21 protein-coding genes and 1 tRNA gene are annotated in these 24,240 nt (G+C 60.2%); 9 read left to right on the top strand and 13 right to left on the bottom strand.

Going from position 1 to position 24,240, the window contains the following annotated elements; all coding sequences use genetic code 11:
• The first annotated feature begins 20 nt into the window (after positions 1-20).
• The 7 genes from ACR0AC_RS16290 (at position 21) to ACR0AC_RS16260 (ending at position 7,704) form a co-directional block, all read left to right on the top strand.
• Entirely contained in the window at positions 21-1,271 is a 1,251-nt protein-coding gene (locus ACR0AC_RS16290) for an NAD(P)/FAD-dependent oxidoreductase (protein WP_480874812.1), read from the top strand.
• A gap of 56 nt (positions 1,272-1,327) precedes the next feature.
• Positions 1,328-2,308 (top strand): TRAP transporter substrate-binding protein, encoded by a 981-nt coding sequence (locus tag ACR0AC_RS16285; protein WP_170624186.1) that lies wholly within the window; start codon positions 1,328-1,330, stop codon positions 2,306-2,308.
• A 101-nt stretch (positions 2,309-2,409) separates the two neighbouring features.
• On the top strand, positions 2,410-2,937 hold the full coding sequence (locus tag ACR0AC_RS16280; protein WP_480874809.1) for a TRAP transporter small permease: 528 nt from the start codon (positions 2,410-2,412) through the stop codon (positions 2,935-2,937).
• Between the two features lie 5 nt (positions 2,938-2,942).
• The gene (locus ACR0AC_RS16275; protein ID WP_170453255.1) at positions 2,943-4,256 is read left to right on the top strand and encodes a TRAP transporter large permease subunit; all 1,314 of its coding nucleotides are present in this window, start codon (positions 2,943-2,945) and stop codon (positions 4,254-4,256) included.
• A 48-nt stretch (positions 4,257-4,304) separates the two neighbouring features.
• A complete protein-coding gene (locus tag ACR0AC_RS16270) occupies positions 4,305-4,739 on the top strand; it encodes a universal stress protein (protein ID WP_170453254.1) in 435 nt (144 codons plus the stop codon).
• Between the two features lie 38 nt (positions 4,740-4,777).
• Positions 4,778-5,902, top strand: a complete 1,125-nt coding sequence (locus ACR0AC_RS16265) for an enolase C-terminal domain-like protein (RefSeq protein WP_480874805.1) — start codon at positions 4,778-4,780, stop codon at positions 5,900-5,902.
• A 68-nt stretch (positions 5,903-5,970) separates the two neighbouring features.
• Positions 5,971-7,704, top strand: coding sequence for a thiamine pyrophosphate-binding protein (locus tag ACR0AC_RS16260; RefSeq protein ID WP_480874802.1), 1,734 nt, complete (start codon positions 5,971-5,973; stop codon positions 7,702-7,704).
• Between the two features lie 87 nt (positions 7,705-7,791).
• On the opposite strand, the gene ACR0AC_RS16255 is transcribed toward ACR0AC_RS16260, so the two are convergent.
• The 5 genes from ACR0AC_RS16255 to ACR0AC_RS16235 all read right to left on the bottom strand — a co-directional run bounded on the left by ACR0AC_RS16255 (position 7,792) and on the right by ACR0AC_RS16235 (position 12,583).
• Positions 7,792-8,550 carry an aspartate/glutamate racemase family protein gene (locus ACR0AC_RS16255; RefSeq protein ID WP_170624178.1) on the bottom strand — a complete coding sequence of 253 codons (759 nt, stop codon included), beginning with the start codon at positions 8,548-8,550 and terminating at the stop codon, positions 7,792-7,794.
• A gap of 226 nt (positions 8,551-8,776) precedes the next feature.
• Positions 8,777-10,357: a phage tail sheath family protein gene (locus ACR0AC_RS16250; protein ID WP_480874798.1), complete on the bottom strand. Its 1,581-nt coding sequence runs from the start codon at positions 10,355-10,357 to the stop codon at positions 8,777-8,779.
• Positions 10,358-10,423: 66 nt separating this feature from the next.
• Positions 10,424-10,894, bottom strand: coding sequence for a hypothetical protein (locus tag ACR0AC_RS16245; protein ID WP_170453250.1), 471 nt, complete (start codon positions 10,892-10,894; stop codon positions 10,424-10,426).
• Positions 10,891-12,300, bottom strand: a complete 1,410-nt coding sequence (locus ACR0AC_RS16240) for a hypothetical protein (protein ID WP_480874796.1) — start codon at positions 12,298-12,300, stop codon at positions 10,891-10,893. Before ACR0AC_RS16240 ends, ACR0AC_RS16245 begins: the two co-directional genes overlap by 4 nt.
• Positions 12,301-12,493: 193 nt before the next feature.
• Positions 12,494-12,583, bottom strand: a tRNA-Ser gene (locus tag ACR0AC_RS16235).
• A gap of 343 nt (positions 12,584-12,926) precedes the next feature.
• Here ACR0AC_RS16235 and ACR0AC_RS16230 point away from each other — a divergent pair.
• Positions 12,927-13,829, top strand: coding sequence for a FecR family protein (locus ACR0AC_RS16230; RefSeq protein ID WP_480874793.1), 903 nt, complete (start codon positions 12,927-12,929; stop codon positions 13,827-13,829).
• Positions 13,830-13,869: 40 nt separating this feature from the next.
• Positions 13,870-16,092, top strand: coding sequence for a CHASE2 domain-containing protein (locus ACR0AC_RS16225; protein WP_480874791.1), 2,223 nt, complete (start codon positions 13,870-13,872; stop codon positions 16,090-16,092).
• A 73-nt stretch (positions 16,093-16,165) separates the two neighbouring features.
• Here the strand turns inward: ACR0AC_RS16225 and ACR0AC_RS16220 are convergent, their stop codons facing one another.
• The 8 genes from ACR0AC_RS16220 to ACR0AC_RS16185 form a co-directional block, all read right to left on the bottom strand.
• Entirely contained in the window at positions 16,166-16,942 is a 777-nt protein-coding gene (locus tag ACR0AC_RS16220) for a hypothetical protein (protein ID WP_480874788.1), read from the bottom strand.
• Between the two features lie 120 nt (positions 16,943-17,062).
• Entirely contained in the window at positions 17,063-17,956 is an 894-nt protein-coding gene (locus tag ACR0AC_RS16215; RefSeq protein WP_480874786.1) for an RDD family protein, read from the bottom strand.
• Entirely contained in the window at positions 17,953-18,948 is a 996-nt protein-coding gene (locus tag ACR0AC_RS16210; RefSeq protein ID WP_480874783.1) for a stage II sporulation protein M, read from the bottom strand. The genes ACR0AC_RS16215 and ACR0AC_RS16210 overlap by 4 nt, the downstream gene beginning before the upstream one ends.
• Complete coding sequence (locus ACR0AC_RS16205) at positions 18,948-20,210, bottom strand: DUF58 domain-containing protein (RefSeq protein ID WP_480874781.1); 1,263 nt, start codon at positions 20,208-20,210, stop codon at positions 18,948-18,950. Before ACR0AC_RS16205 ends, ACR0AC_RS16210 begins: the two co-directional genes overlap by 1 nt.
• Positions 20,211-20,227: 17 nt before the next feature.
• Complete coding sequence (locus ACR0AC_RS16200; RefSeq protein WP_480874778.1) at positions 20,228-21,184, bottom strand: AAA family ATPase; 957 nt, start codon at positions 21,182-21,184, stop codon at positions 20,228-20,230.
• Positions 21,174-22,484, bottom strand: a complete 1,311-nt coding sequence (locus tag ACR0AC_RS16195; protein ID WP_480874776.1) for a hypothetical protein — start codon at positions 22,482-22,484, stop codon at positions 21,174-21,176. The genes ACR0AC_RS16200 and ACR0AC_RS16195 overlap by 11 nt, the downstream gene beginning before the upstream one ends.
• Positions 22,481-23,179: a hypothetical protein gene (locus tag ACR0AC_RS16190; RefSeq protein WP_480874773.1), complete on the bottom strand. Its 699-nt coding sequence runs from the start codon at positions 23,177-23,179 to the stop codon at positions 22,481-22,483. Before ACR0AC_RS16190 ends, ACR0AC_RS16195 begins: the two co-directional genes overlap by 4 nt.
• Before the next feature lie 158 nt (positions 23,180-23,337).
• Positions 23,338-24,225, bottom strand: coding sequence for a MurR/RpiR family transcriptional regulator (locus ACR0AC_RS16185; protein ID WP_170453242.1), 888 nt, complete (start codon positions 24,223-24,225; stop codon positions 23,338-23,340).
• Positions 24,226-24,240: the final 15 nt, after the last annotated feature.

Below are 24,240 nucleotides of genomic sequence, written 5' to 3'. Positions count from 1 at the left end.
TCCCGGCAAGTTGAGGGCACATGACGACCAAGGAAGAACAGGTTGTAGTTGTTGGGGCGGGCATTGTTGGTGTCTCGACCGCGATCTGGCTGCGACGCAAAGGTGTTGAGGTCACGGTTGTTGATCGCAACCCGCCGGGTGATCCAAACGCGACATCTTATGGGAATGCCGGGGTGTTGGCTGCGTGTTCCGTTGCACCGGTGACCGCACCGGGGCTGATGCGCAAGGGCCCCAAGATGGCGTTGGCCCCGAACTTTCCCCTGTTTCTGCGCTGGTCCTATCTGCCCAAGCTGATGCCGTGGTTGCTGAAATACATGTCGCATGCCAATGACAGTGACACCCGGCGGATCGCGGCAGGCCTGACACCATTGACCAGCGACTCGGTCGAACAGCATCAGGCGCTGACCAGCGATACCGGTGCGGCGGATTGGGTGCAGACCTCGGATTACAGCTTTGTCTATCCGACCCGTGCGGCGTTCGAGGCCGACAGCTATACCTGGGCGCTGCGCAAGGTGGCCGGGTTCGAGCCCGAGGTGCTGGAAGGCGGCGCGGTTCACGAGTTCGAGCCGAACCTGTCCAAGGATCTGAACCTGCTGGCCGTCATGCGCGACCATGGCTACAGCCGCGATCCCGGTGCCTATATCGCCGCGCTGGCGGCCGAGGCGGAAAAGCTGGGCGCTGTTTTCCGTCAGGCCGAAGTTGTCGATTTCGAACTGACCGATGGGTCCGTGTCGGCGGTCGTCACCAAGGACGGCACATTGCCCTGCAGCAAGGTGGTTCTGGCGACGGGCGTCTGGTCAAAACCCCTGGCCCGCAAACTGGGCCTGTCCGTGCCGCTGGAAACCGAGCGCGGCTATCATATGGAGTTTGTACTGCCGGAAAACGGCCCGTCGACCCCGCTGATGGTAACAACCGGCAAGTTTGTTGCGACCCCGATGGAAGGCCGGTTGCGCTGTGCCGGTATTGTCGAGTTTGGCGGGCTTGAGGCCGGACCATCCGAAGCCCCAATCGCCCTGTTGAAACGCAAGGTTCGGGAAAGCTTTCCGAACCTCACATTCGAAAGCGAAAAGACCTGGCTGGGCCACCGGCCCGCGTCGTCGGACAGCCTGCCGCTGATCGGTGAGATCGGCAAAACCGGCGTGCTGGCCGGGTTCGGACATCATCACATCGGCCTCACCGCCGGACCCAAGACCGGGCGGATACTTGCGGGGCTGATCACAAAAGACCGTACCAATATCGATCTGGGCGTGTACGATCCAATGCGGTTCTGAACCAAAATTCAACGACGCCCCCTGAAGGGGCACAAAAGTCAACAAGGGAGAAAAAAATGTCAAAAACACTTACCAAACTGGCTGCCAGCATCGGCGTTATCACGGCCTCTGCGGCGGCAGTGTCGGCGGAAACCTGGGACCTGCCGATGGCCTATTCGGCCACGAACTTCCATTCGGTAACCGGCGCGGTTTTTGCAGAATGCGTGACCCAAGGCACCAGTGGCGCGTTAACTATTCAAACCCATCCGGGCGGTTCGCTCTATGCCGGGGCCGAGATCAAGCGTGCGATCCAGACCGGTCAGGTCAATATTGGTGAGCGTCTGCTGTCTGGGCACCAGAACGAAAACGCGCTGTTTGGCTTTGACTCGGTACCCTTCCTGGCGACGTCTTTCGAGGACTCGGAGAAGCTGTGGGAGTTCGCCAAAGAACCGCTGTCCGAGTTGCTGGCAGAACAGAATCTGCACCTGCTGTATTCGGTACCGTGGCCGGGGCAGGGCCTGTATTTCGACCGTGAGGTCAACACTCTGGCAGATGCGGAAGGTCTGAAGTTCCGCGCCTATAACTCGGCTTCGGCCCGTATGGCGGAATTGGCCGGTATGCTGCCGGTGCAGATCGAGGCGGCTGAAATCAGCCAGGCCTTTGCCACCGGTGTGGCGCAGGGGATGGTATCGTCTGGTTCGACCGGCTACGACCGCAAGGTCTGGGAAAGCCTGTCGCACTATTATGGCGTCGACGCCTGGATGCCCCGCAACTACATGCTGGTCAATCTGGACGCCTGGAACGGTTTGGATGACGCTACCAAGGCTGTTATGAACGGCTGCGCCGTGGCGGCCGAGTACGCGGGCGACTGGCGCTCGATCCAGTACACCGAATTCACGGTGAACGAGCTGGGCAAAAACGGCATGACCACAGGCCCGGCAAGCGAAGAACTGGCCGCCGAACTGCGTGCGATTGGTGAAACCATGACCGCAGAATGGCTGGAAGCTGCTGGTGAGCCTGGTCAGAAAATCGTCAACGATTTTAAAGCTGCACAATAAAAACAACCGTGCGTTCTTTCCCGGCGGCCGTGGCCGCCGGGGGTATCTTACGACCGGCATGGTCGACCTGATCGCCATGCCTGCCTAACGGGGGACCCGCTATGGCGATCTTCTCAACACTGCGCAAAACGCTGGATGTGATCTATCGCTTTGCAGGCTATCTTGCCGCGTGCTTTCTGATACTGATCCTATTCTTCGTAACCCTGCAGATGGTGTCTCGTTGGGGTGGAGAAATCATCACCGGCGCGCCGGACTTTACCGGCTATTGCATGGCGGCGGCCTCGTTCCTTGCACTGCCTTATGCGCTGAATGGTGGCGCCCATATCCGCGTCAGCCTGTTGCTGAATGCGCTGGGCCGGTTCCGCAAGCTGGGCGAGATCTGGTGCTGGGCCATTGCCAGCTATCTTACCTTTCTGTTTGCGCGTTACGCGATCAAGCTGACCTACGAAAGCTACCGCTTCAATGACATCAGCCAGGGGCAGGACGCCTGGCCCATCTGGATTCCGCAGATGTCCATGGTCATTGGAACCGTTCTGCTGGCGATCTGCGCGATCGACAACCTGATCACCATCCTCGTGACCGGGGAAGACAACATGCGATCCTCTGCGGTCGACGCACACGCGGAGTAAGCCTGATGGAAGAAGTCTATCTCGTTACCATTTTCCTGTTCGCCCTGTTCCTGTTGCTGGGAACCGGGGTCTGGGTGGCGCTGGCGCTGTTTGGCGTGGCCTATCTGGGGCTTGAAATGTTCACCTCGCGCCCGGCTGGCGATGCGATGCTGACGCGGATCTGGACCGGCTCGTCCAGCTGGACCCTGACGGCGCTACCGCTGTTCATCTGGATGGGTGAAATCCTGTTTCGAAGTCGATTGTCGCAGGACATGTTCCGCGGCCTCAGCCCCTGGATGCAGCGGATGCCGGGCGGTCTGGTCCATGTGAACATCGTCGGCTGCACCATCTTCGCCGCCGTGTCGGGGTCGTCCGCTGCGACGCTGACCACAGTTGGTAAAATGTCGATCCCGGAACTGCGCAAACGCGGCTATCCCGAATACATGATCATCGGCACGCTGACCGGTGCGGCCACGCTGGGCCTGATGATCCCGCCCTCGCTGACGCTGATCGTTTATGGCGTGGCGGTCGAACAGTCGATTTCGAAGCTGTTCATGGCGGGTATCCTGCCGGGCATCGTTCTGGCCGGTCTGTTCATGGCCTATGTCGCCGGCTGGTCCTTTGTGCGCCGGTCCGAAGTGCCCGAGATTGCCGACCGCATGACATTTGGGCAGAAGCTGAATGAAAGCCGGTTCCTGATCCCGATCATCCTGCTGATCCTGGTGGTCATCGGGTCGATGTATGGCGGCTTTGCCACCGCGACCGAGGCTGCGGCTATCGGTGTGCTGGGCGCATTTGCACTGGCCGCAATGCAGGGATCCCTGACCAAACAGGCCTTTATCGAAAGCCTACTGGGGGCCACGCGCACCTCGGCCATGATTGCCTTCATCCTGATGGGCGCCATCGCCCTGACGCTGGCCATGGGGTTCACCGGCCTGCCGCGCGCCCTGGCCGAGTTCATCGAAGGGCTGGAGTTGTCGCGGTTCTCACTGCTGATCGCCCTGATGCTGTTCTACATCGTGTTGGGCATGTTCCTGGACGGTATCTCTTCGGTGGTGCTGACCATGGCGATTGTGCAGCCGATGGTCGAAGGCGCGGGTATCGATCTGATCTGGTTCGGCATCTTCATCGTGATTGTCGTTGAAATGGCGCAGATCACGCCGCCGATTGGCTTCAACCTGTTCGTGATGCAGGGGATCACCCGGCACGAGATGGGCTATATCGCCAAGACCGCGTTGCCGCTGTTCCTGATCATGGTCGTGATGGTCTTCATCATGATCGGCTTCCCGGAACTGGCGACCTATCTGCCGGACAGCATGGTGAGTTCAGCGGGCCGATAATCGGCCCGCCCCCCGATTTACCGATAGCCACCCAAGAGGTGCCAAACCATGACGAAACCAAAAATTCTGGCTGCCGTGGACCTTGTCCACAAGGACAGCGACGCCGCAGTGATCCACGAGGCGATCCTGCTGGCCAAGGCCCATGATCATGCGGTCGAGGTTGTTTTCGTGATCCCGGATCAGGAAAACTCTTATGCGCAGAACTATATCCCGGCGGATATGCATCAACAGGTTGTCGATGACGCCGTGCGCGATCTTCAGGCCTATGCCGCCGGTTTTGACTGGCAGGGCGTGGTCCATGACAGTCAGGTGCTGCGCGGTGTTGTCTATGAAAAACTGATCGAACATGCCGACACGCTGTCCGCCGGTTTTGTGGTGATCGGTGCCAGCAAACCGTCGGTCACTGATCTGCTGATCGGTCCGAACGCAGCCCGCGTCGCCCGCTATGCCGGGTGCAGCGTGATGGTCGTGCGCCCGCGCTAAGACACGAATAACCCAAAAACTCTCACACGGAGACGACCGTGAGCGATCACAAAATCGAAGCCCTGCGGGTTCACCGCATTCTGATCCCTGCCAAGGCCGTGCATTCCCACGGCTCGGGCGATGTTGCGGGTATCAACGTGGCCATTCTGGAACTTGTCACGGACACGGGGATCACCGGATGGGGCGAGGCCTCGCCCTGGCCCGTGTTTACCGGCACAGCCGAAGGCAACGCCGCCGCGCTGCACGTGCATTTGCGCCCGCATCTGATCGGTCAGGACCCGGTGCAGGTCGAGAAACACATGAACATGGCCGAAAAGGTGCTGGTCGGCCACCCCGAGGCCAAGGCGGCGCTGGAAATGGCGCTGCTGGACATCACCGGCCAGATCACCGGCCTGTCGGTCTGCGAACTGGTCGGCGGCAAGATGCGCGACAGTATGGGGATGAGCTTTTCGGTCGCCAACCCGGATTTCGACGCCGATCTGGATGACATTGCCGCGATGTGGGACGACGGCGTGCGCATCTTCAAGTTCAAGACCGGCTTTGCCGATCACAAGTTCGATGTAATGCGCGTCGAGAAACTTCGCGAGATTTACGGCGATGAAGTCGATATCCGCATCGACTACAATCAGGGTCTGCTGGCCTATGACGCGGTGCGTTGCATCCGCGATCTGGAAGCCTTCCGCCCGACCTTTGTCGAACAGCCCGTCAAGATGCACGAGCGTGAGGCGCTGGCCCATATCACCCATGCCATCGACACGCCGATCATGGCGGATGAAAGTGTGTTTGACCCCAAAGGTGCGCTCTATGGTGCGCAGAACCGGATTGCCGATATCTTCTCGCTGAAGATCATGAAATCGGGCGGCATTCGCCGCGCGCTTGAGGTGGCTGCAATTGCCCGTGCCGCCGGGATCGAAATCTATGGCGGCTGCATGTTCGAAACCGGTCTGGCCCATGCAGCCGGTGCGCATCTGATGGCCGCGGTGCCCGATCTGGTGCTGCAATGCGAGTTTTACATGGCCACCTACTATGCCGCTGACGACATCCTGACCCAGCCTTTCCCTGTCAAGCACGGGCGCGTTCACGTGCCGGACGGGCCGGGGCTGGGCGTTGCGGTCGATCCTGAAAAACTGGCGAAATACGCCGTCGCCGAAACACTGACGTAACTAAAAAACTGCGGATTTATTGTATACAGTCCTGTGCGCAAAAATCCGGCTGAGAAAGGTTCAAACCAATGACCGATGCTGACACCCAGCGCATGAACGGCGCTCAGATCATTCTCAAGATGCTCGAACTGCACGGTGTAAGCCACGTATTCGGCCTGCCCGGGGAAACCACAATCGGGTGGTACAAAGAGTGGCGCGAACACTCGAATATCGAATTTGTGCTGACCCGCGACGAACGTACCGCATCCTACGCGGCCGAATCCTATGCCAAGATCACCGGACGTCCTTGCGTGCTGGAAGCGCCAAGCCCCGGTGTAACTCACTGTACGCCGGGTATTACCGAGGCGTATCTGAGCTCGGTTCCGGTGATCTATTTCAGCTCGGACATCCCGATCAATCAGGACAAAAAGCACGGGCTGACCGGGGTCGATCAGACCAAGCTGTATGACAGCATCTGCAAGGAAAGCTTTGTTCTGACCAATGCCAGGGAAATCCCGTTCCTGATGCGCCGGGCCTTCCGCGTGGCGACCTCGGGGCGTCCGGCGCCGGTGCATATCCGCGTTCCGATCAACATCTTCGGGGAAGAGGCCGAGATCAACGATCTTTATGCCGAACCCGAATACAGCACCTATCCGGCGCATCGCCCCGTGGCCGATCACTCGAAAATCCGCGCGGCGATCGATGTGCTGCTGGCAGCCGAGAAACCGGCGATTGTTGTGGGGCAGGGCGGGCTGATTTCAAAGGCGTCCGAGGCGATCCTGGAACTGGCTGAACTGCTGCAAATCCCGGTCGGGACCACCACACCCGGCAAGGGTACCATCCCCGAGGATCACCCGCTTGCCCTGCGCGTGATCGGCGGGCGTGGCGGCATGGAGTATTCCAACCAATATGTGCACGACGCCGATACGATCTTCTTCATCGGCTCGAACACGGACAGCGCCGCCACCGATCACTGGAAGCTGTATGGCGATCCCAAGGCCAAAACCTTCCTGCATCTGGACATTGCCGAGGCGCATGTTGGCAACAACTTCCCCGTCAAAGTCGGTCTGGTCGGCGATGCCCGCGCGACGCTGGAATACATGAATGTTCTGATCAAAGCCGATCATCCCAACCTGAACCGCCCGAAGATCGACCTGAACCCGATCAAGAAAACGGCGCTGGACAAGGTGTTCAACTCGAACATTCCGATGCCCGAGGGCACGATTTCTCCGGTCAAGCTGTCTCAGGTACTGGACCGGATCATGCCGGACAACGCGGTGGTCACGTCCGAGCCAGGCGTCAGCGCAATCTACCCCTCGGCCCTGCTGACCTTCCGCAAGCCGGGGCGGCGTTATATCACCAACTACTCGATGGGTGCGCTGGGCTATTCGGTGCCTGCGGGGCTGGGCGCGATCTATGCCAATGACGGGCCGGTTATTTCGTTCACCGGCGACGGGTCGTTTGGGTTTGTCATCGGTGACATGGAAACGCTGAAACGCAGCGGCAGGAACATCACCGTCATTCTGACCCGCAACGACACGTTCGGCTGGATCCGGGGCGAGGCCATTCTGCTGGACGACGTGGATGAGCCTTGGTCGACGGATTTCGGTCGTGTCGATTATTGCAAAGTGGCTGAAGGCTTTGGCTTCAAGACTGCCCGGATCAAATCCGAAGACGATATCGAGCCGATCCTGTCCGAGGCCATCGCCAACCCCGGCGCAAACTTCATCGAGATGATGGTTCCGTCGCAGGACAAGATCGTTCCGTTTGTCCCCAACTGGGTGCGCGCGGCGCGGGCAAAGAACCTGCCGCATTTCTATTGATGCCTTCGGTCGGGCGCTCGCGCCCGATCCTTTCAACACAGACCCCCCGGCTTTGTTCCAGGCCGGGGGGTCTTTTGTGACTATAGATCAGGACTGACCTGCCAGCCCGAGCAGCGGATCGTCCAGATCGACCGGAAAGCGATCCGGCACCAGTGCCTGATGGAACCACCGAACGAAGCTGTAGATTGAAAACACGGGCAGGCCGGTCAGTTTGCGTACATCCGCTGCATAGGGCGTCATGTTGGTGCATTCCAGAATGATCGCGCCGATATCCTGATGCTCGGTCACCAATTGCCGCGCAGCGTCGCGCATGTCCTCGCGGCAGGCGGCAAAATCGATCTCGGGCGCGTCGCCCAGAATGTCGCGGGTAAAGACCCGACCGCCCTCGGTTCCGACAATCGGCGTATCCAGCGGGACATTCGCGGCCTGCAGATGCGCGGGTGTCAGCGTTTCCTTCGAGATTGTCAAAATCCCCGGACGTTTGCCGGGCGGCAACATGGCCTGCACCATCGGGGTCTGCATCAGCGATGAGGTGGCGACCGGAACCGGCACCGCCTCGGCCAGTTGATCCTGTACGATGGACAGGAAACCGCAATTGGTGGTGATGCCGTCGCAGCCGGTGGCAACCAGCTCTTTCGCGGCATCAATGAACAGCCCGACCAGTTCGCGGGCGTCATTGCGGACAACCTTGTCCGGCGTTGCGCTGCGGACGACGCGGTATTGCACGGGAAAAGGCCATGTGGTCGCGTTGCCGATATCGCCCGGAATGCGCGGAAACTGAGTTTCCAGCATCAGGATGCCCAGATTGGCCCCGAACACCGTTTTACCGCCATGCAATTTGTGCATTTTCGCCTCGTCATATGTCGAACACAGTTGAACACCGTTCTGTATACAGCCTGCCGTTAAGTCAACCATGAATGGTTTGCTTGCCATGTGTCGAGACACGCGTCGCCGAGAACCCCGCGTTTGAACGTCATGTTGACGGATATCCCCGCTTTGCTGGTTTCTTCGAACACCACTTGAAACTTGAATTCCGGCCTTGGGTTTTGCTGCCGACTGGCCAGCGCAACGCTTAATCAAGCGCGTCACTGGTTTTCAGCGATATACGGATGATCACGAACTCGGCCGGGCGCAGTGCAGCCACTCCGATCAGCATCACCAACCGACCGTTTGCAATATCCGCCTCGGTCATCGTGTCCCGTCCAACGGATACGAAATACGCTTCGGATTCCTTTGCGCCCGCCAAAGCCCCCGCGCGCCATTGGGTGCTTAGGAAATTTCCCACCGCCTGCGCGACACTGGACCAGAGCTTTTCGTCATTCGGCTCGAACACAACCCATTGGAGCGAGCGGGAAATGGATGCTTCAAGAAAGATAAAGAACCGGCGGACAGGCACGTATTTCCACTCCGGGTCCGACGACAGTGTACGTGCGCCCCAGACGCAAATCCCGCGCCCGGGAAACTGACGAATGCAATTGACGCCGGCCTGGTTCAGAACGTCCTGTTGGTTGGCGTTCAGATTGAACTCGACATCGACGGCCCCGTTGATCGCCACACCCGCCGGTGCTTTCCAGACGCCGCGCGCCGAGTCCACGCGCGCGTAAACGCCACAGACGGCCCCGCCCGGAGGGACAAGAACCTTGTCGCCCGTCTGCGGGTGTGCCGCAGCAATCCAGGGATAATAGATCGCTGCATCGTCAGACGCGCGCCGATTGCGCGGAGACAGCGCGTCGGACCGCAAATCTTTCACGCCGCGCGGCGTATCGAGTACTGCAAACCGAAAACGATTGCGTTCGCAATGTGCGATGACTTCATCCTGTATCGCAATCTCGGGCAGCGTGTCGTTTCCGATACCCGGCGCATGGACAATCGCGACAGACGGATATGCATCGCGCTCCAGCGCCGCGAGGCCGCGATAGTTGGCCGGGTCCGTGATCATTGCACCTGCCGCGTCGGTCCTGCCTGCGAACTGCGCGGCGGTTGGTCTTTTACCCTCCTGCCCCCCTTTCAAAGCGCCGCTGAACACCAGACCGGCAGGTATTTCAGCCTGATCGGACAGATCGAGCGTGATCAGCGCAGATGGGTTTTCCGAGAGTTTCTTGCGCCAGAAATCATCGCTGTTCGTATCCAGCGACAGGTCATCGAAGTCTTCGACCAGAACGGGCCGGGGTTTGCGTTTGGAGTCGTCGAACGGATCGAATAGGTCGCCGGAAAACCCGTGTCCGAAATATGCGACCTGCAGCCGAAAGCCGATGGGCACTGGCCCGTCTGCACCGCGCTTCTGTGCGCTCGACGGCAGGATGCGGACCCAGATGGCGTTGCCGAATTGACCGGGGCCGCTTGCGCTCAGACGGTATCCGGCCGCGTCGATATGGGCCGTTTCCGCGCCATCTCCGACGACCCGGCAGACCACGCAACGCTGCCCGCCATTGTCGAAAAACGCTTTGACGCTGAATGGTACAAAGCGGTCTTCGGCGAACACATCGCCAAACACACGCAGGTACTCCCGGTACGACGTGATCAGGGGCGGCCTCAGCGGTCCGCGTTCGGTTTCACCGATCATGGCCGTGGTACTGGTTTCAACACCTTCGACGGGCCTTTGGCCCCGGCTGACTTCTTCAACGAAAACACCGGGGGCAAGATATTCTGGCATGACAGAGATCCAATCGGTTCGCGGGGTTCTGACGGCGGCGTTGTCCGGCGCCGCCGGTCCGGGACATCAGCGGGACGAAAACTTCCAGTTGCCTTGCAGGGACTTGCGGGCAACGCCGCTGTGTTCAAGCGCGGTCAGGGCTTCGTCCAGATCCGCGTGTGAGCATCCAAGAATGGTTTGCAGTGTTTTGGCAGACAGCCCCTCGCGCCGGTTTGTTGTGGCCTCAAACAGCAATGCAAGCGTGCGTTCCCGAAGCGTCAGTTCGGCCTTTACCGGTTTCTCGCCGCGCAAGGATTTTGCCCATTTTGCGGCCTTGTTGGCCAGCCCGATCATGTCGGCAATACTTTTGGCGGCACCGCTGATGGTCCCGACGGCGACACAAAACGCAAGGATCGCGGCCAGATCCGGCGTGAGCCCGCCCAGAAAGTTCTCTTCTTCATTGGGGCGGTCAGGATCAAGCAAGGCCCTGACATCGTCCAGATCTCCGCCCTGATCCGCTTGGGCAATTGCGGATACAAGTGTTGGATCGTAACTCATACGCGGTCCTCCGAAATGAATTTCAGGTCAAGCGCGCCAAACTGCTGCGCGAGGTCAAGAAAGACCGGCTGCCCGTTCAGGTGGTTGGCCGTGTGAAAGGCGGTCCATTTCCCTTCGATTTCACGTAGGTTGTTGGTCAATCGCTGGGCGCTGCCGACCTGCTTGAATTCATCATAGAGGCACCCGGATAAAACGGTTCGCAACAGACCGTCCCGGAAGGTTTCAAACGCCTCGGGTGTGACCAGCAGATAGGTGCGCAGGGCCCTTAGCGATTGATGCATATCGGCGGACCAAAGGTTTTGATAGGCGCGCACGGACCGCCCCAAAGCCGGGCTGCGATAGTCGGGAACAACCCGCGCCATAATATGATTGATGTAGAACAGCATGATATCGCAGCGGGTCAGCCCATCCGGATGGCTGGCCGTTTCGGGGGTTGTCCCCGGTCCAAGCCCCATCGCCTCGGATTGTACTTGCTGCATCGACCAAAGGCCAAAGAAGGTCAGGTTCCAGCCCAGGAATGAATCGCAGATAGCCTCGATGGCAATCCGAGGCTGACCGTTATAGACCTCAAGCAGACATGCGAAATGCCCGAAAACGCTGAAGCAATCGGCGGTGATTTCCGGGTTCCAGCGCGCCAGTTCCGGGGGCAGGATCAAACGCGCGTGCGCGCCCACCGGCTGCGTTCTTTCAGTGGGTGGTGCCCCAATTGCTGCTGACGCCGCACCAATTCTTTGGCCTTGATCCGCACCGGGAATGTCGACGAATTGATAGACCACCTGCGCAAAACCCTTTGGCAGTTGGTCGAACAGCACATGGCCGATCTCGTGCAGAAGGATCAGATTGGCGACGCTGCCCACCAGGTCCTCAAAAACGCGCTGGTCCATCGCCCGGGCCTCATGAGCAAGCTGCATCAGGACCGGGTCAAACACACGGTTCTTCGATAGAACGACCGACAGGATCAGCCATGTCGCCAGTTGCCTGAGCTGAGGGTTACCCCCGGAAACACCAAGCAGAAATTGGGTCAGAGTCAGGGTCATAGCCGTGCGAAAATCAATCTTCACCGCATGGCAGCCATTGCGTTCAAGCACGGAAAACCCATTGCGCGCCTCGCCTACAAAGACGAAAACTTCAGGCAGTTCGATGCTTTGGCCATAGAGTTTGTGCATAACTTCGGGCAGGCGCTCCCGCAGACGTTGCAACGCCAAAGCCGAGCCGTTCTGATACGCAATCAGGTAGTCGCATTCGCACGCGTGAACGGTCGCCCGGCCGGTTGGGAATGGCGACATATGGCTGTTCTCGGCCCGGTTCTGACCGAGATTGGCCGTGATCCACGCAAGGTAACGCGCATGTGCCTCCGGGATCGGGCCGATATCATCCAGAATGACGTCAACGTTCGGAAGTCGCATAACGTTCTCCCTTCTCGCGACCCTTTCGCACCGCGAAGCGTTGAGGGTTAAGTCGATTGGTCGAAGCTTGGTGCCATGCTTCCCTAAATGACGATCGAACGCGACCCCTGTCAACGTTTCAGGTGTTTTTGGATATTGGGTAAGGTCGTACTACCGGCGGTTCAGCCAAACCAAGACAATGGGCTTGATGTAGTGGCGGAGACGAAGGGATTCGAACCCTCGAGACGGTTTCCCGCCTACTCCCTTAGCAGGGGAGCGCCTTCGACCACTCGGCCACGTCTCCGCCGACGGGTATATCCGTGCATGTCACCGAGATACAAGGTCGATTCTTAGCCTCATGTCATTTTTCTGAGCTCACATCTCCAATCCGAAACGCTCGACCCCGAAGCGCTGCGTCTAAGTGGTTGGTTGGACGTTTGGTTAGCACGGAAGTCCTTGCACCAAGGCCCGCACAACACTGTCTGGGAGGGGCGTTTTTCGAAATACTTGCAAAGAATGCGATGTTTACGGCATATTTGTCTGTATTTAACAAATAAATGATAGCGCAAAGACTTTATGCAGGGGGCAAAAAACCGGGCAGCGGGCGTTGAACGCTCGGACATTACCTTTGGGGGAAGGAAAGACTGTTGGCCTGGTTAAAAGTGTTTTGTGTTGCGGTTTGCCTGCTGATCATTCCATCTCAGGTGCTGGCGAATATCGGAACGGTCGTGGCGGTCAAACCGGGGGCCGAGATCACGCGTGACGGAAACCGGCAGCCGTTGAAGATGGGGATGGAGGTCGCCTCGGGCGACGCGATCTCGACGGATCGCAGCGGTGTGGTGCAGTTGATTTTCGTGGACGAGACGAAGATCGCCATCGGACCCAATGCCAGCATGGTGCTGGACGTCAAGATGCTGAGGGGAAATCGCAAGGCCAAAAGCTTTGCGGTGCAGGCGCTCGGCGGCAGTTTCAGGTTCATATCCGGAAAAAGCAGGAAACGGGCGTATTCCGTCCGCACGCCGACGGCGACCATGGCCGTGCGGGGCACGATTTTTGACATTTGGATCGCGCCGGGCAATCAAAGCTCGATGCTGGTGTTGCAGGGCACGGTTCAGATGTGTGGTCTGAATGGCGGGTGCCGGTCCACAGGTCGGCAATGCAGCCTGTATGCCACCAGCCAGCGTGGCCGTGTCGGGCGTCCGATCGATCAGGAGCAATATGACAAAGCGATCCAAAGCGGCTTCCCGTTCATACAGGCGCAGGAACGGCTGCTTGTCCCGTTGCGGGTCAATATTGAAGGCTGCGCGCGCGAGGCTGCTCCGGTGCGGCCCGAGAAACCTGATGGCCCGGAACGGCGCGAAGCGCGGGCGCGCGAACTCGAGCCCTCGCGGCCTTCGCGGCCCGAACCGGACCCAACGCCCGATCCCCCTTCGACAACCGACCCCGGAACGCCCGGACCAGAGGGCGGCGGCGGTGAATCTTCGCCCGCCGCGCCTTCCGGAGCTGGTCAGGGCAACCCAACCGGTCAGCCAGAACGCGAATCCGAATAGGGCCGGACCTTGACCCTTTCGCTTGTCCAGCGAGGTTGATGTGACCAAAAAACCGCAGGAAAAGAACGGTCGATGGCGCGTTTTTCGGATCGTGGGGCTGGGGCTGATCCTGTTTGGCTGTTTCATCCGGGTGCTGGACCCGTATCCCGTTCGGATGTCGCGTCTGGTGTATTTCGATATTCTGCAACGCCTGTCGCCGCGCCCGTTCAATCCTGATCTGCCTGTGCGCGTGGTGGATATCGATGAGGCCGCGCTTGAGGCATGGGGTCAATGGCCCTGGCCACGCACTTTGCTGGCGCAGATGGTCGAGCATCTGGGGGAATATGGCGCTGCCGCGATCGCCTTCGACATGCTATTTGCCGAGCCGGACCGGTATTCCCCCGCGCGCCTGTTGAACGATCCGGCATTGTCCGGCGTGCTGTCCGTGGATCGCGCGGCGGCGGATTTGGACAATGATGTTCTGTTCGGGGCCGAGATGGCCAATTGGCCGGTCGTGCTTGGGGTTGCTGCGCGGCTGTCCGGCGAAGACCATCCCGTTTTTGCCAAGGCCGGGATCATCGAAATCGGGGACCAACCGACCGAGGGGCTGGTGTCCGTGCCGCAATGGACCCCGCTGGCCCCGCCACTGGATCAGGACGCGACAGGTATCGGCGGCGTCAATGTTTCGCCCATGGGTGATACCGGCGTCGTGCGCCGGGTGCCGGTGCTGTGGGGCGGCCCCGACGGCGCGCTGCCTGCGCTGGGGATCGAGGCGCTGCGGGTTGCGATGGACGAGCCGGTCATTCTGGCCGAAGGCGCGCAGGACGAGACAGGCATTATGCTGGGTGTCGAGATTGGCGCGTTTATCCTGCCCACCACCGAAAACGGCGAGGTCTGGATCAGATACCGCCACGAGAACCCGGCGCTTTATCTTCCGGCCAACAGGATCATGCAATCCGGGGACGACCCGGAAATGCGCGCCCAGATCGAAGGTCGGATCATTCTGGTGGGCACCTCTGCGGCTGGCCTGTTCGACATGCACCTGACGGCGCTGGGTGAATCCGTTCCGGGCGTGTCGATCCACGCGCAACTGCTTGAGCAGATCCTGACCGACGAGATGATCAGCCGGTCGGACGTAAACGCCGCGCTGGAATTACTGGCCTTCGCGTTGCTGGGCCTTGTCGTCATCGTTGTCATGACCCGCCGAGGCGCGGTGGCCTCATTCGTGGCCGGAGGGATCTCGGCGGCTGTGGTTCTGGGGATCAGCTGGCTGGCCTTTCGAAACCATCTGCTGCTGTTCGATGTCACTTTCCCGCTTCTTGGGGGCATGGCCAATTTCGGAGTTCTGGCCGGGTATCTGTTCGTTTCGACCGAACGCGAGAAGCGGGTGATCCGCCGCATCTTCTCGCGCTACGTATCACCGGAAATTCTGCACGAGCTTGAAGGCTCGGGCCATGCGCTGCAACTGGGGGGCGAGACACAGGACATCACCGTAATGTTCTCGGACATCCGCGGCTTCACGCCCCTGTCGGAATCCGTGTCCGCGACCGATCTTGTGGCCATATTGAACGAGCTGTTTTCGCAGGTCGGGGATCAGATTCTGGCGCAGCAGGGCACCATCGACAAGTTCATCGGCGACGCCGTGATGGCGTTCTGGAACGCGCCGCTTCCGGTTGCGGATCATCCAACACGGGCGGCCCAGGCTGCGCTGTTGATGCGGCAGGCTTTGGTGGCGTTCAATGCGTCCGGGGTCATGCGCGGGCGGCCCCCGATTGCCTTGGCAACCGGATGCGCAACGGGACGGGCCTGCGTCGGCAACATCGGCTCGCGGCGGCGGTTCAACTATACCGTGATCGGGGATGTGGTGAATGTCGCCGCCCGGCTGGAACAAAGCTGCCGCCATGTCAACTATGACATCGTGATCTCGCGCGCGGTTGTTGATGACACACGAACCGAGCTTGCGGTGCTTGAGGCCGGGTTTGTGGAACTGAAAGGCAAGGCCGAACTGGAACCGGTTTACATTCTGGTCGGTGACAAATCGGTTCTTCAAAGCGCGGCGTTTCAGTCCTTGGCCGAGACGCACAAGTCCCTGATCGCGTCCATTCGGGACGGTGCATCGCACGATCTGGTCCGGGCGAGGTGTCAGGACTGTGCCAGCATTGCAGCGGACATCGAGCCGGGACTAAGCGCGTTCTATGACGCGCTTCCCGGGCGGGCGGCGGATTTCAGGTCGGATGTGCAGTCAAACCAGGTGTTGTTCAGCCACCGCGCCGCAGGGCAGTGACGGCTGTTTTTGCAAGGTCGACCGGGGATAAGGCACCCGGTGGCCTTGGCGACCACCGGGCCATTTTCGTCGACTACCGGAAGACATCCGCCAGATCGGATACGCTGACGCCCTCTTTGATCTCCTTCAGGCGGGCGAAGATCATCGCGATGGCAACACCGGTCCACCCGTACCCAATTGCTGATCCGATGCTTTCCGAGATGATTTCCGCCCCTTGCGACTCGAAGGACAGCAACGCCAGGCCAAAGATGAACCCGATGGCGGCGGCAAACACGAAGATGCACAGAACAATCAGGATCAATACGCCGACAATGGGCCAGCGGTAGTTTTTGGTCAGTTCCGCGCTGCGCCCGATGGCGCCAAACCCGGCCCGATCAATGACGATGGCGGGAACCACGACCGAGAAAACCGCGTAAAGCCAAATGCCCGGTACCACCAGCATCACCCAGCCGATGATGGTCAGGATACCGGTGATAATCGACAGGATTGCAATCGCGGGCAGGTTGTTGAACGCCGAGGCGAAATACCGCCCGATCTGAGCCGGGCGGTTGAGCTTGGTGTCATAGGCAAACTGGATCACCATCGCCGAGGTAAAGGCAACGGCAACCATCGACACCAGAACCAGCCCGGCAAAAGCGGGCCAGAACGCGGCCCAGTCAATATCGGCGGCCGGCGTCGTTTCGAACGAGCTGTCAAACAGCCACAGGCTGAGGACCACATCGACAAGCGCGGGAATGAAGCCCAGCAGCAGAACGATATGTATCTTGCGGAAGAAAATCGAAAACGTGTCACTGATCACAGTGCCAACGCCAAAGGGGATGTGAATGTGCTGATTTGTTGTGTCGGCCATCGTCAATTCCTGAACAAAGATCTTTGGGTTCCGGGCCAATAAAGCCGCGCGCCACCGGTCATCCGCAAGAGGAAGTCGCGACTAAAGCTTCGCCCTTGGGTAAAACGGCAACAGGGGCGCCTAGGCGTCTTCGTTTTTCAAGGTGTGGTGTTTGTCCTTGCGTTTGTCACCAAACAACTGGCGCTGTTCCAGAAACGCGCGCTGGGCTTTGTAAAAGGCTTCAAGAAAGGCTTGATGATCCTGTTCCGGCACCGGATCGGCATAGTCGATCTTGCGGCGTACCTGCGCGAAAATCGCGGCCAGGGTTTCCTTTTGACGCCTGTAAGCCTCGGGCCCGCTTGCGCGATTGGCATTGCGCAAAACAGATTCCAGCGTCTGCAATTCAAAGGCTCCGTAATGTTCCAACTGATGCGAGAGGAACCTGTAGGTCGATTGCGCATTGGTCCGGGGCCGCATGGCGTTGGACATGTCCTGCAACAGAATGGGTTTCGGCAGGTGGATGACATAGGTTCCGGCGATGATGTCCCCAAGACGCTGGCGGCGTTTGTTGAACAGGGGCACGGCCAGAACGCCCAGCACCCAGGCCAGCGACAAAAGCGATGGCACAAGCGCCTCGGTCGTCAGCGTCAGAACCAGCGTGCCGGGCAGAAAGATCTCGGCCTCTTTCATCAGGTTGCGCACGACCAGAGACTGTGTGGTCAGGGCCTGGCCATCCGCCGCGACCACTTTGATTTTCATCAGCCTCTTGCCCAGCGTCTGGCCGTTCCAGATCAGTTCGGACGCGGCGTAGTAGGGGATGCGGGTGATAAAGAACAGCATCGCGCCAATGGCCATTGCGGTGCTGGGTTTCACCAGATCGAAGGCAGCGACAAGCAGGAACAGGGCCACGGCCGCAGCGACGGTGATCAGCAGATCGGTGAGCTGCGCTGCGGTTCGCACGCCAACGCCCGCGACCCGAAAGAACAGGGGCACACCTTCGGGCGGCAACAGACGGTCCAGCGCGGGTTGGGTCATGACCGCTTCCTTCCACCCAGCACAAACCACGCAAGCCACAGCGCGCCGACGCCCCAGCCGACTGCAATTCGGGTTGATCGATCCTGAACCAACTGCCGCCCGAACCCTTCCAGCAGCGCCGCAACCACCAGCATCAAGGCCGCAATCACGGCCAGTTTGACCGCATCATGGCCCGCCGCGCGTAATGCTGCGCGCCGCGTGTGATGGCCGGGAAACAGCACGGCGAGGCCCAGCTTCAACCCGCCTGCGGCTGCGATACAGATCGCCGACAGCTCGGTCACACCATGGATGGACAGCCACCCGAACATGTCCCAGCCCAGCCCCCGGTCGATATGCAGGGCGTAGAAGACGCCCAATATCAAACCGTTATAGAACACCAGCATGACCGTCGGCGCACACAGAAACGCGCCCAGCCCGAAGACAAAGATGGCGATACGGGTGTTGTGCGAAAACAGATATGCCGCAAAGGCCCCAAGGCCCGAGGTGTCATCTTCGCCGTAAATGGCCGCCCGCAGATAGTCGGTGCTGGCATCCGGTCCGCGTCCCCCGGCCAGTTCAGAAGGCATGAAAACATAAAACCATTCGGGGTTGTCGAAATAGAAGAAATACCCGGCAAGCGCCCCTGCCGCCATGCACAAAAACCCCAGCAGCGTCACCCGCCACGAGGCGCGCATCGCCCGAGGGCCGCCACTGGTCAGGAACCTGCGGATGGTCCCGCCCAACCGTTGCTGCGGGGCGTAGACGCTGAGGTAAGCGCGGCTGGTCAGGGCTTCGAGATATTCCAGCAGACCCCGATCCAGCGAAATCTCACGTGCGATGGACAGGGACGTGGTGGCCTGACGGTACAGATCGGCCAGATCGCGGGCCTCTTGGAAACTCATGCGATGCAGGCCCTGATTTTCAGCCTTATCCACCAGATCGGACAATCTGAGCCAGTCGCCTTCGCGTTCCCGCCGAAACCGGGCCGAGCGGATCAGGTCGCTGTCAGCCATCAGATCATCTCTCGCGCTTTGATTTCCAGATAGGTCGAGATCAAACGGGCCGACACCTCGCCCGGCTCCGCGTCAATCACCGTCACACCCAACTGGTGCAACCGTTCCAGCACAAGGCGGCGCTCGCGTAGCAATTGCCCGGTCGAGATCGTCTCGGCCGCGCCATCCATATCCTCGGCGGCCTGATTGACCTGCGTTTCAAGGATCGGATCGCGCAGGGTAACAAAGACAATCAGATGCCGCTTGGCCAGAACGCTGACGTTTTCGACCATCAACTCGGCCGTGGTCGTATCGACGAAATCCGAAAACACGATGATCAGGCTGCGTTTCGGGGTGCGCCCGTTCAACTCGGTCATTGCCAAGGTGTGGTTGGTCTCGACGCTTTCATAGCTAAGTTCGGCGGTGCGGCTGCGCAGCCGGTTGAACGCGGTGCGCCCCGGTTCCGGGGGCAGGAACATACGCGGCTTGGCGTCATAGGCATACAGCCCGACCAGATCGCCCCCAATGGCTGCGGCCCAGGCGGTGGCCAGCGCGGCGGTGATGGCGTGGTCGATCTTGGGCAGGCCTGCGACCTGCTCTCGCATCTGATAACCGTTATCCAGCGCGATGATCACATGGTGGTTGCGCTCGGCCCGCACCTCTTTGGCGACCAGCGAGCGATACCGGGCCGAGCGTTTCCAGTCGATCGAACTGGCATCCATCCCACGCACGAAATCGCGCAGTTGGTGGAACTCGGTGCCTTCGCCGATGGCGCGATTTTCTTTTACGCCGAACAGGCGCGATTGCACGGTCGTCGAAATCTCACCCGACATGACGCGGCGGATATTGGGAACAACCGCCACCGACAAGCCAAAGGCCAGCTTTGGGACAAGTTCGAACATTTTCAGCCTTGATGGCCAGGACAGCCACAGGTTGGACAGCGCCCATGTGCCCCGCTGGCTGGCGCGAAACGGGATCTGTGCGGTTCCGCCCGACAGATCAAACACCGACGGTCCGTCCAGTCCGGCGGGCCAGTCCAGTTTTCCCCGCATCCCCGGCGCGGCGGGGGAGACGGACAGATCAATTTGCCCCTCTTCGCCCACAAAGATATCCGATATCGGCTCGACCGAGACAGACCGGCGGCGGGGCCAGGACAGCAACAGGTCGAGGATCGCCAGACCGCACAGCACAAGCCACGGCAAACCGGCGATGGGACGCGTTGCGTCGCCCAGGACGATCGCCAGCAGCGTCAGGCACAGCGCTGCGCAGGCTGCGATCAGCAATATGCGGGATGGCCGGATCAGCGTGGGGCCTCGATCTGGTTGAGGATGTTCTCCAGCACGTGCCGCGCGCCGCGTCCTTCGATCTCGGCCGAAGGGGACAGCACGATCCGGTGTTGCAGCGCATGGATGATCAGGGTTTTGACGTCGTCGGGGATGGCAAAGTCGCGCCCGTTCAGGGCCGCCGTGGCGCGCGTTGCCCCGGCAATCGCATCAGCGGCGCGGGTCGAGGCGCCAAAGGCGATATCAGCGCTTTCGCGGGTCGCGCGGACCAGCCGCAGGATATAGGCTAGAATGTCGTCATCCAGCACGATCCCGTCGATCAACTGCCGCGCCGCCGCCATGGTGGGCGCGTCCAGCAGGGGCTGTACGGTTTGCGTCGCGCTCAGGAAATCCAGCGGCTCATTGGCGTGCTGGCGCAGGATCGACAGTTCCACATCCTCGGGCGGGAAGGTCAGGTTCACCTTGAACAGAAACCGGTCCAACTGCGCCTCGGGCAGGGGATAGGTGCCTTGCTGTTCAATCGGGTTCTGGGTGGCGACCACGATGAATTCCGAACCCAGAAGGTGGTCGGTGCCGTCAATCGTCACCATCCTCTCATTCATCGCCTGTAGCAGCGCGGCCTGCGTTTTGGGCGGTGCGCGGTTGATCTCGTCCGCCAGCAGGATCTGGCTGAAGACCGGACCTTTGGTCAGAACAAACTCGCTGGTCTGGAAGTTGTAGATCGAGGTGCCCAGCACGTCGCCCGGCATCAGATCGGGGGTGAACTGAATGCGCCCGAATTGCAGGTTCAGCGCCCCGGCAAAGCTGCGCGCCAACAGCGTTTTGGCGGTGCCCGGAGGGCCTTCGAGCAGCACATGCCCGCGTGCAAACAAGGCTGTCAGCAGCAGATCGACGGCCTCTTGCTGGCCTTGCACAACTTTGCCGATCTCGGCCCGCAGGGCCTCGGCGCGGGCGAACAGGTCTTCAAGATTCATCGGCAAGGTGCTCCAGTATCAGTTCGAATTGGTCAATGCGGGAAATGGCGTCTTCCGCCGCCAGATGCGGGGGCAGGGCGCGAATGGTTTGGATCAGCGCGTCCAGTCGGGCCGCGAGGTCAGGTTTTCGGGCTCGGACATATTTCAGATAGGCCTCTTCCGGTGTGCCCATGGTCTTGTAAGTGCTGCCGAACACCGCCGCCGCGCGGGCGCGCAGGCGGGTATCAACATAATCGGACAGCATTGCACCGTCCTGGTCTGTCATACGCATCAGCCGTGCCCTTGCGCGGTTGGCCATGCGTTTGCCGGTGCCCAGCGTTGGGGCGATATCGATCACCGGGCCACTGCGCACCCCGCCCCGCCAGATCGCTAAGGCCAGCAACAGCCCCGCGCCGATCCAAAGCGCGCGGAACGGTGGTTCAAACAAACGCTTGAGGTCGTCCCACGTTCGTTCGCGGGCCTCAACGAGTTCCGGCGCGGTCAGCCAGTTCTGATCGCTGTAATCAATGATGATGCGCTGATCGCCCGCGATTTCGGGCAGAACCTGCGCCGCGATCCATGCATTGTCGCCCAGCGTCAGCCCGTGATTGTTCAGCAGATCGGGGTCGGACAAGATATAGACCTTCTGGCCGTCCTCGGACCCCGACAGAGGGCACGCGCCCAGCAGCATCTCTCCGGCCCGTCCGACGATGGGCTCACATCCGCGCCCGGCAAAGGTTTGGGCGGCGTAGATACGGGCCTTCAGTTGCGGGTCAGCGGCCAGTGCGTAGTCGGAAAACGGACGGCGCGCCAAAACCATCGGCCCGACATCAGGACCGGCAATCTGGTGCAGGATGGTCTGAATCTCTGCGCGCGGAGACATCAGAAACGGATGCCCGAACCCGGTCAGGCGCATTCCGCTGCGCCATTTGGGCAGGATCACCAGGCTGGGCACGGATTGCACCTTGTCGCGGATCACGTCGATCTCCTGATCGAACTCATCCGCCTGAAACAGCAGTTCTTCTTTGGTTCTGGCCGCGTTGCGATCTGTGTCCAGACGCGTGTCATAGACCGGCTGCACCAGCAGACCCACGGTGCTGCGGTCCAGAGGCCAGCCTCCGGTAAAGCTATGTGTCGTGTGGGACTGGCTGTTCAGCCAGCGATCCAGACCGTCAAACCCGCTGGCCGACTCGCGCAACGCGTATTGCCGCCCGGCCATGACATACAGAAAAATCCCGACGCAAACCGCGACCACAACGCCCACGATGACCCAATCCAGCCGGATGCGATCGGTCGTGGGCAAGCTGGTCGCATCGCTCATGCGGTGACCTCGCGCAGGACGGGCCTGATCCGGTTCAGAAGGGCCTCAAAATCGCCCTCGGTGATCGAGTGATGGCCGAAATTGACGCGTTCACTGGCCAGAACCAGGGCGCGCAGGTCGGGGATGTACCAAAGGGTTTGCGGCATGCTGCGCAGGGCCTCGCGATGGGTCCAGCTGCGTTTGAACAGCACCTCGTTTTTGGACAGGCAATGGCTCAGCGCCAGTTGTGCCAACCCGGTGACCGCCAGATCGCGATCTTTCAATTTCAGAAGCGCGTCAAGATCGGGAATGTTCTGCCCGGTGTCCGATAACTCTGGGTCGTCCCGCCCGCGTTTGCGCCGCGCATTGCCCACGGATTTGCGGAACGAGACCGAAGTGTTCCCGGCAGTGTTGTAAATGAATAAGGTCAGGAAAATCAGTATGACCGCAGACAGCCCGCCGACGATCCAGCGGTTGTCAACGGACAGCTCGACAGACCGGTCGGGTTGCGGCGTTGCATTTGTGTCCAGTGGCGGCGCGGGTTGCGTGGGGTCGAAATAGACAACGTCCGTGTCAATTCCGCGATACCGAACGGCTTTCAGATAGTCTTGCCCCGACGCGCTCAAATCCGGTCGGGAAAGCGTGGTTTCCTGCGCGTTAGCAGGGGCAAAGGCGCATAAGAAAAACGCTGAAACAATGGCAAAACCAGATCTCATTCCGGTATCGATAGATCACTCTCGCAAGGCAGGCAACAACCTGTGCGGAATTCTCGTAAGGATTGTTCATGACCTTGTGTCAACGCGGTCTACCCGGCCTTTATGGCGCTGAAACGCAGGTGAGTGGCATGGCTCAGGCGTTCAGGGTGCCCGGCACCTTATTCCGGTTCCGCCGCGTATAGCCCAAGCTGGTGCCTGCGCTGATGAAACCGCTCAACCCGTTCGACGATTTCATCGCTGGATACCGCGATCACGAAGGACAGAAGCGTTTCCAGCAAGGCGATGGTCGACACAGAGGACGGGAAATATTGCGGCGTGTCGGCTGCCACGACAAATCCGTGCTGCGCGTTCAGGATCACCGGGCTGGCAGGGCTGTCCGAGATACCGACAACCGTCAGCCCCTGCTGGCGGGCAAGTTTGATCGCATCGATCACCTCGGTCCGGTAGGGATGGCAGGTGATCGCAATCAGCACGTCCTGTTCATCGGCCCAGGCCAGATCGTCCACCGGGGTCGAGCCCGAGCGGGGAATGGCGTGAAACTGCTTCATCCCGGTCGAGGCCAGATAGGTAAAGTTCCGCGCGTTTGAATTGTTGACGCCGACGCCCAGCGTGAAAATCTGACGACAGTTCCAAATATCTTCGGCCGCAGCGCGCAGCCGGTCGGCATCGATACCGGCAAATGTCTCTTCAATATTACGGATCGTGGCACCGATCATGTCGGCGTAAAGGCCACCCATCTCACCGGATTTGCCTATTTCCTGCAACCAGCGGGCGCGGTCGGGAAACGAAACCGTCCCCTGCCGGATGGCCTGCCGGAACGGGGCACGAAAATCCTCGTAGCCTTCGAAGCCGACCTGCCGTGCCATGCGGACAAACGTGTTGGGTTTGACGTTGGCGGCCTCGGCAATCTCGCGCACGGTGGACACGCCCACATCTGTGGGGTTTTCCAGCACATAGCGCGCGGCTTTCTGGGCCTCGGGCGTCAGGGCATCCCATTCCTCGGTCAGGCGATCCAGGACGATAGATGATACATTTGTGTCATTCATGATTGACGATGGTAC

It is taken from the genome of Ruegeria sp. H7 (assembly GCF_056532945.1).
This window is presented reverse-complemented; position numbering and strand designations above follow the sequence as displayed.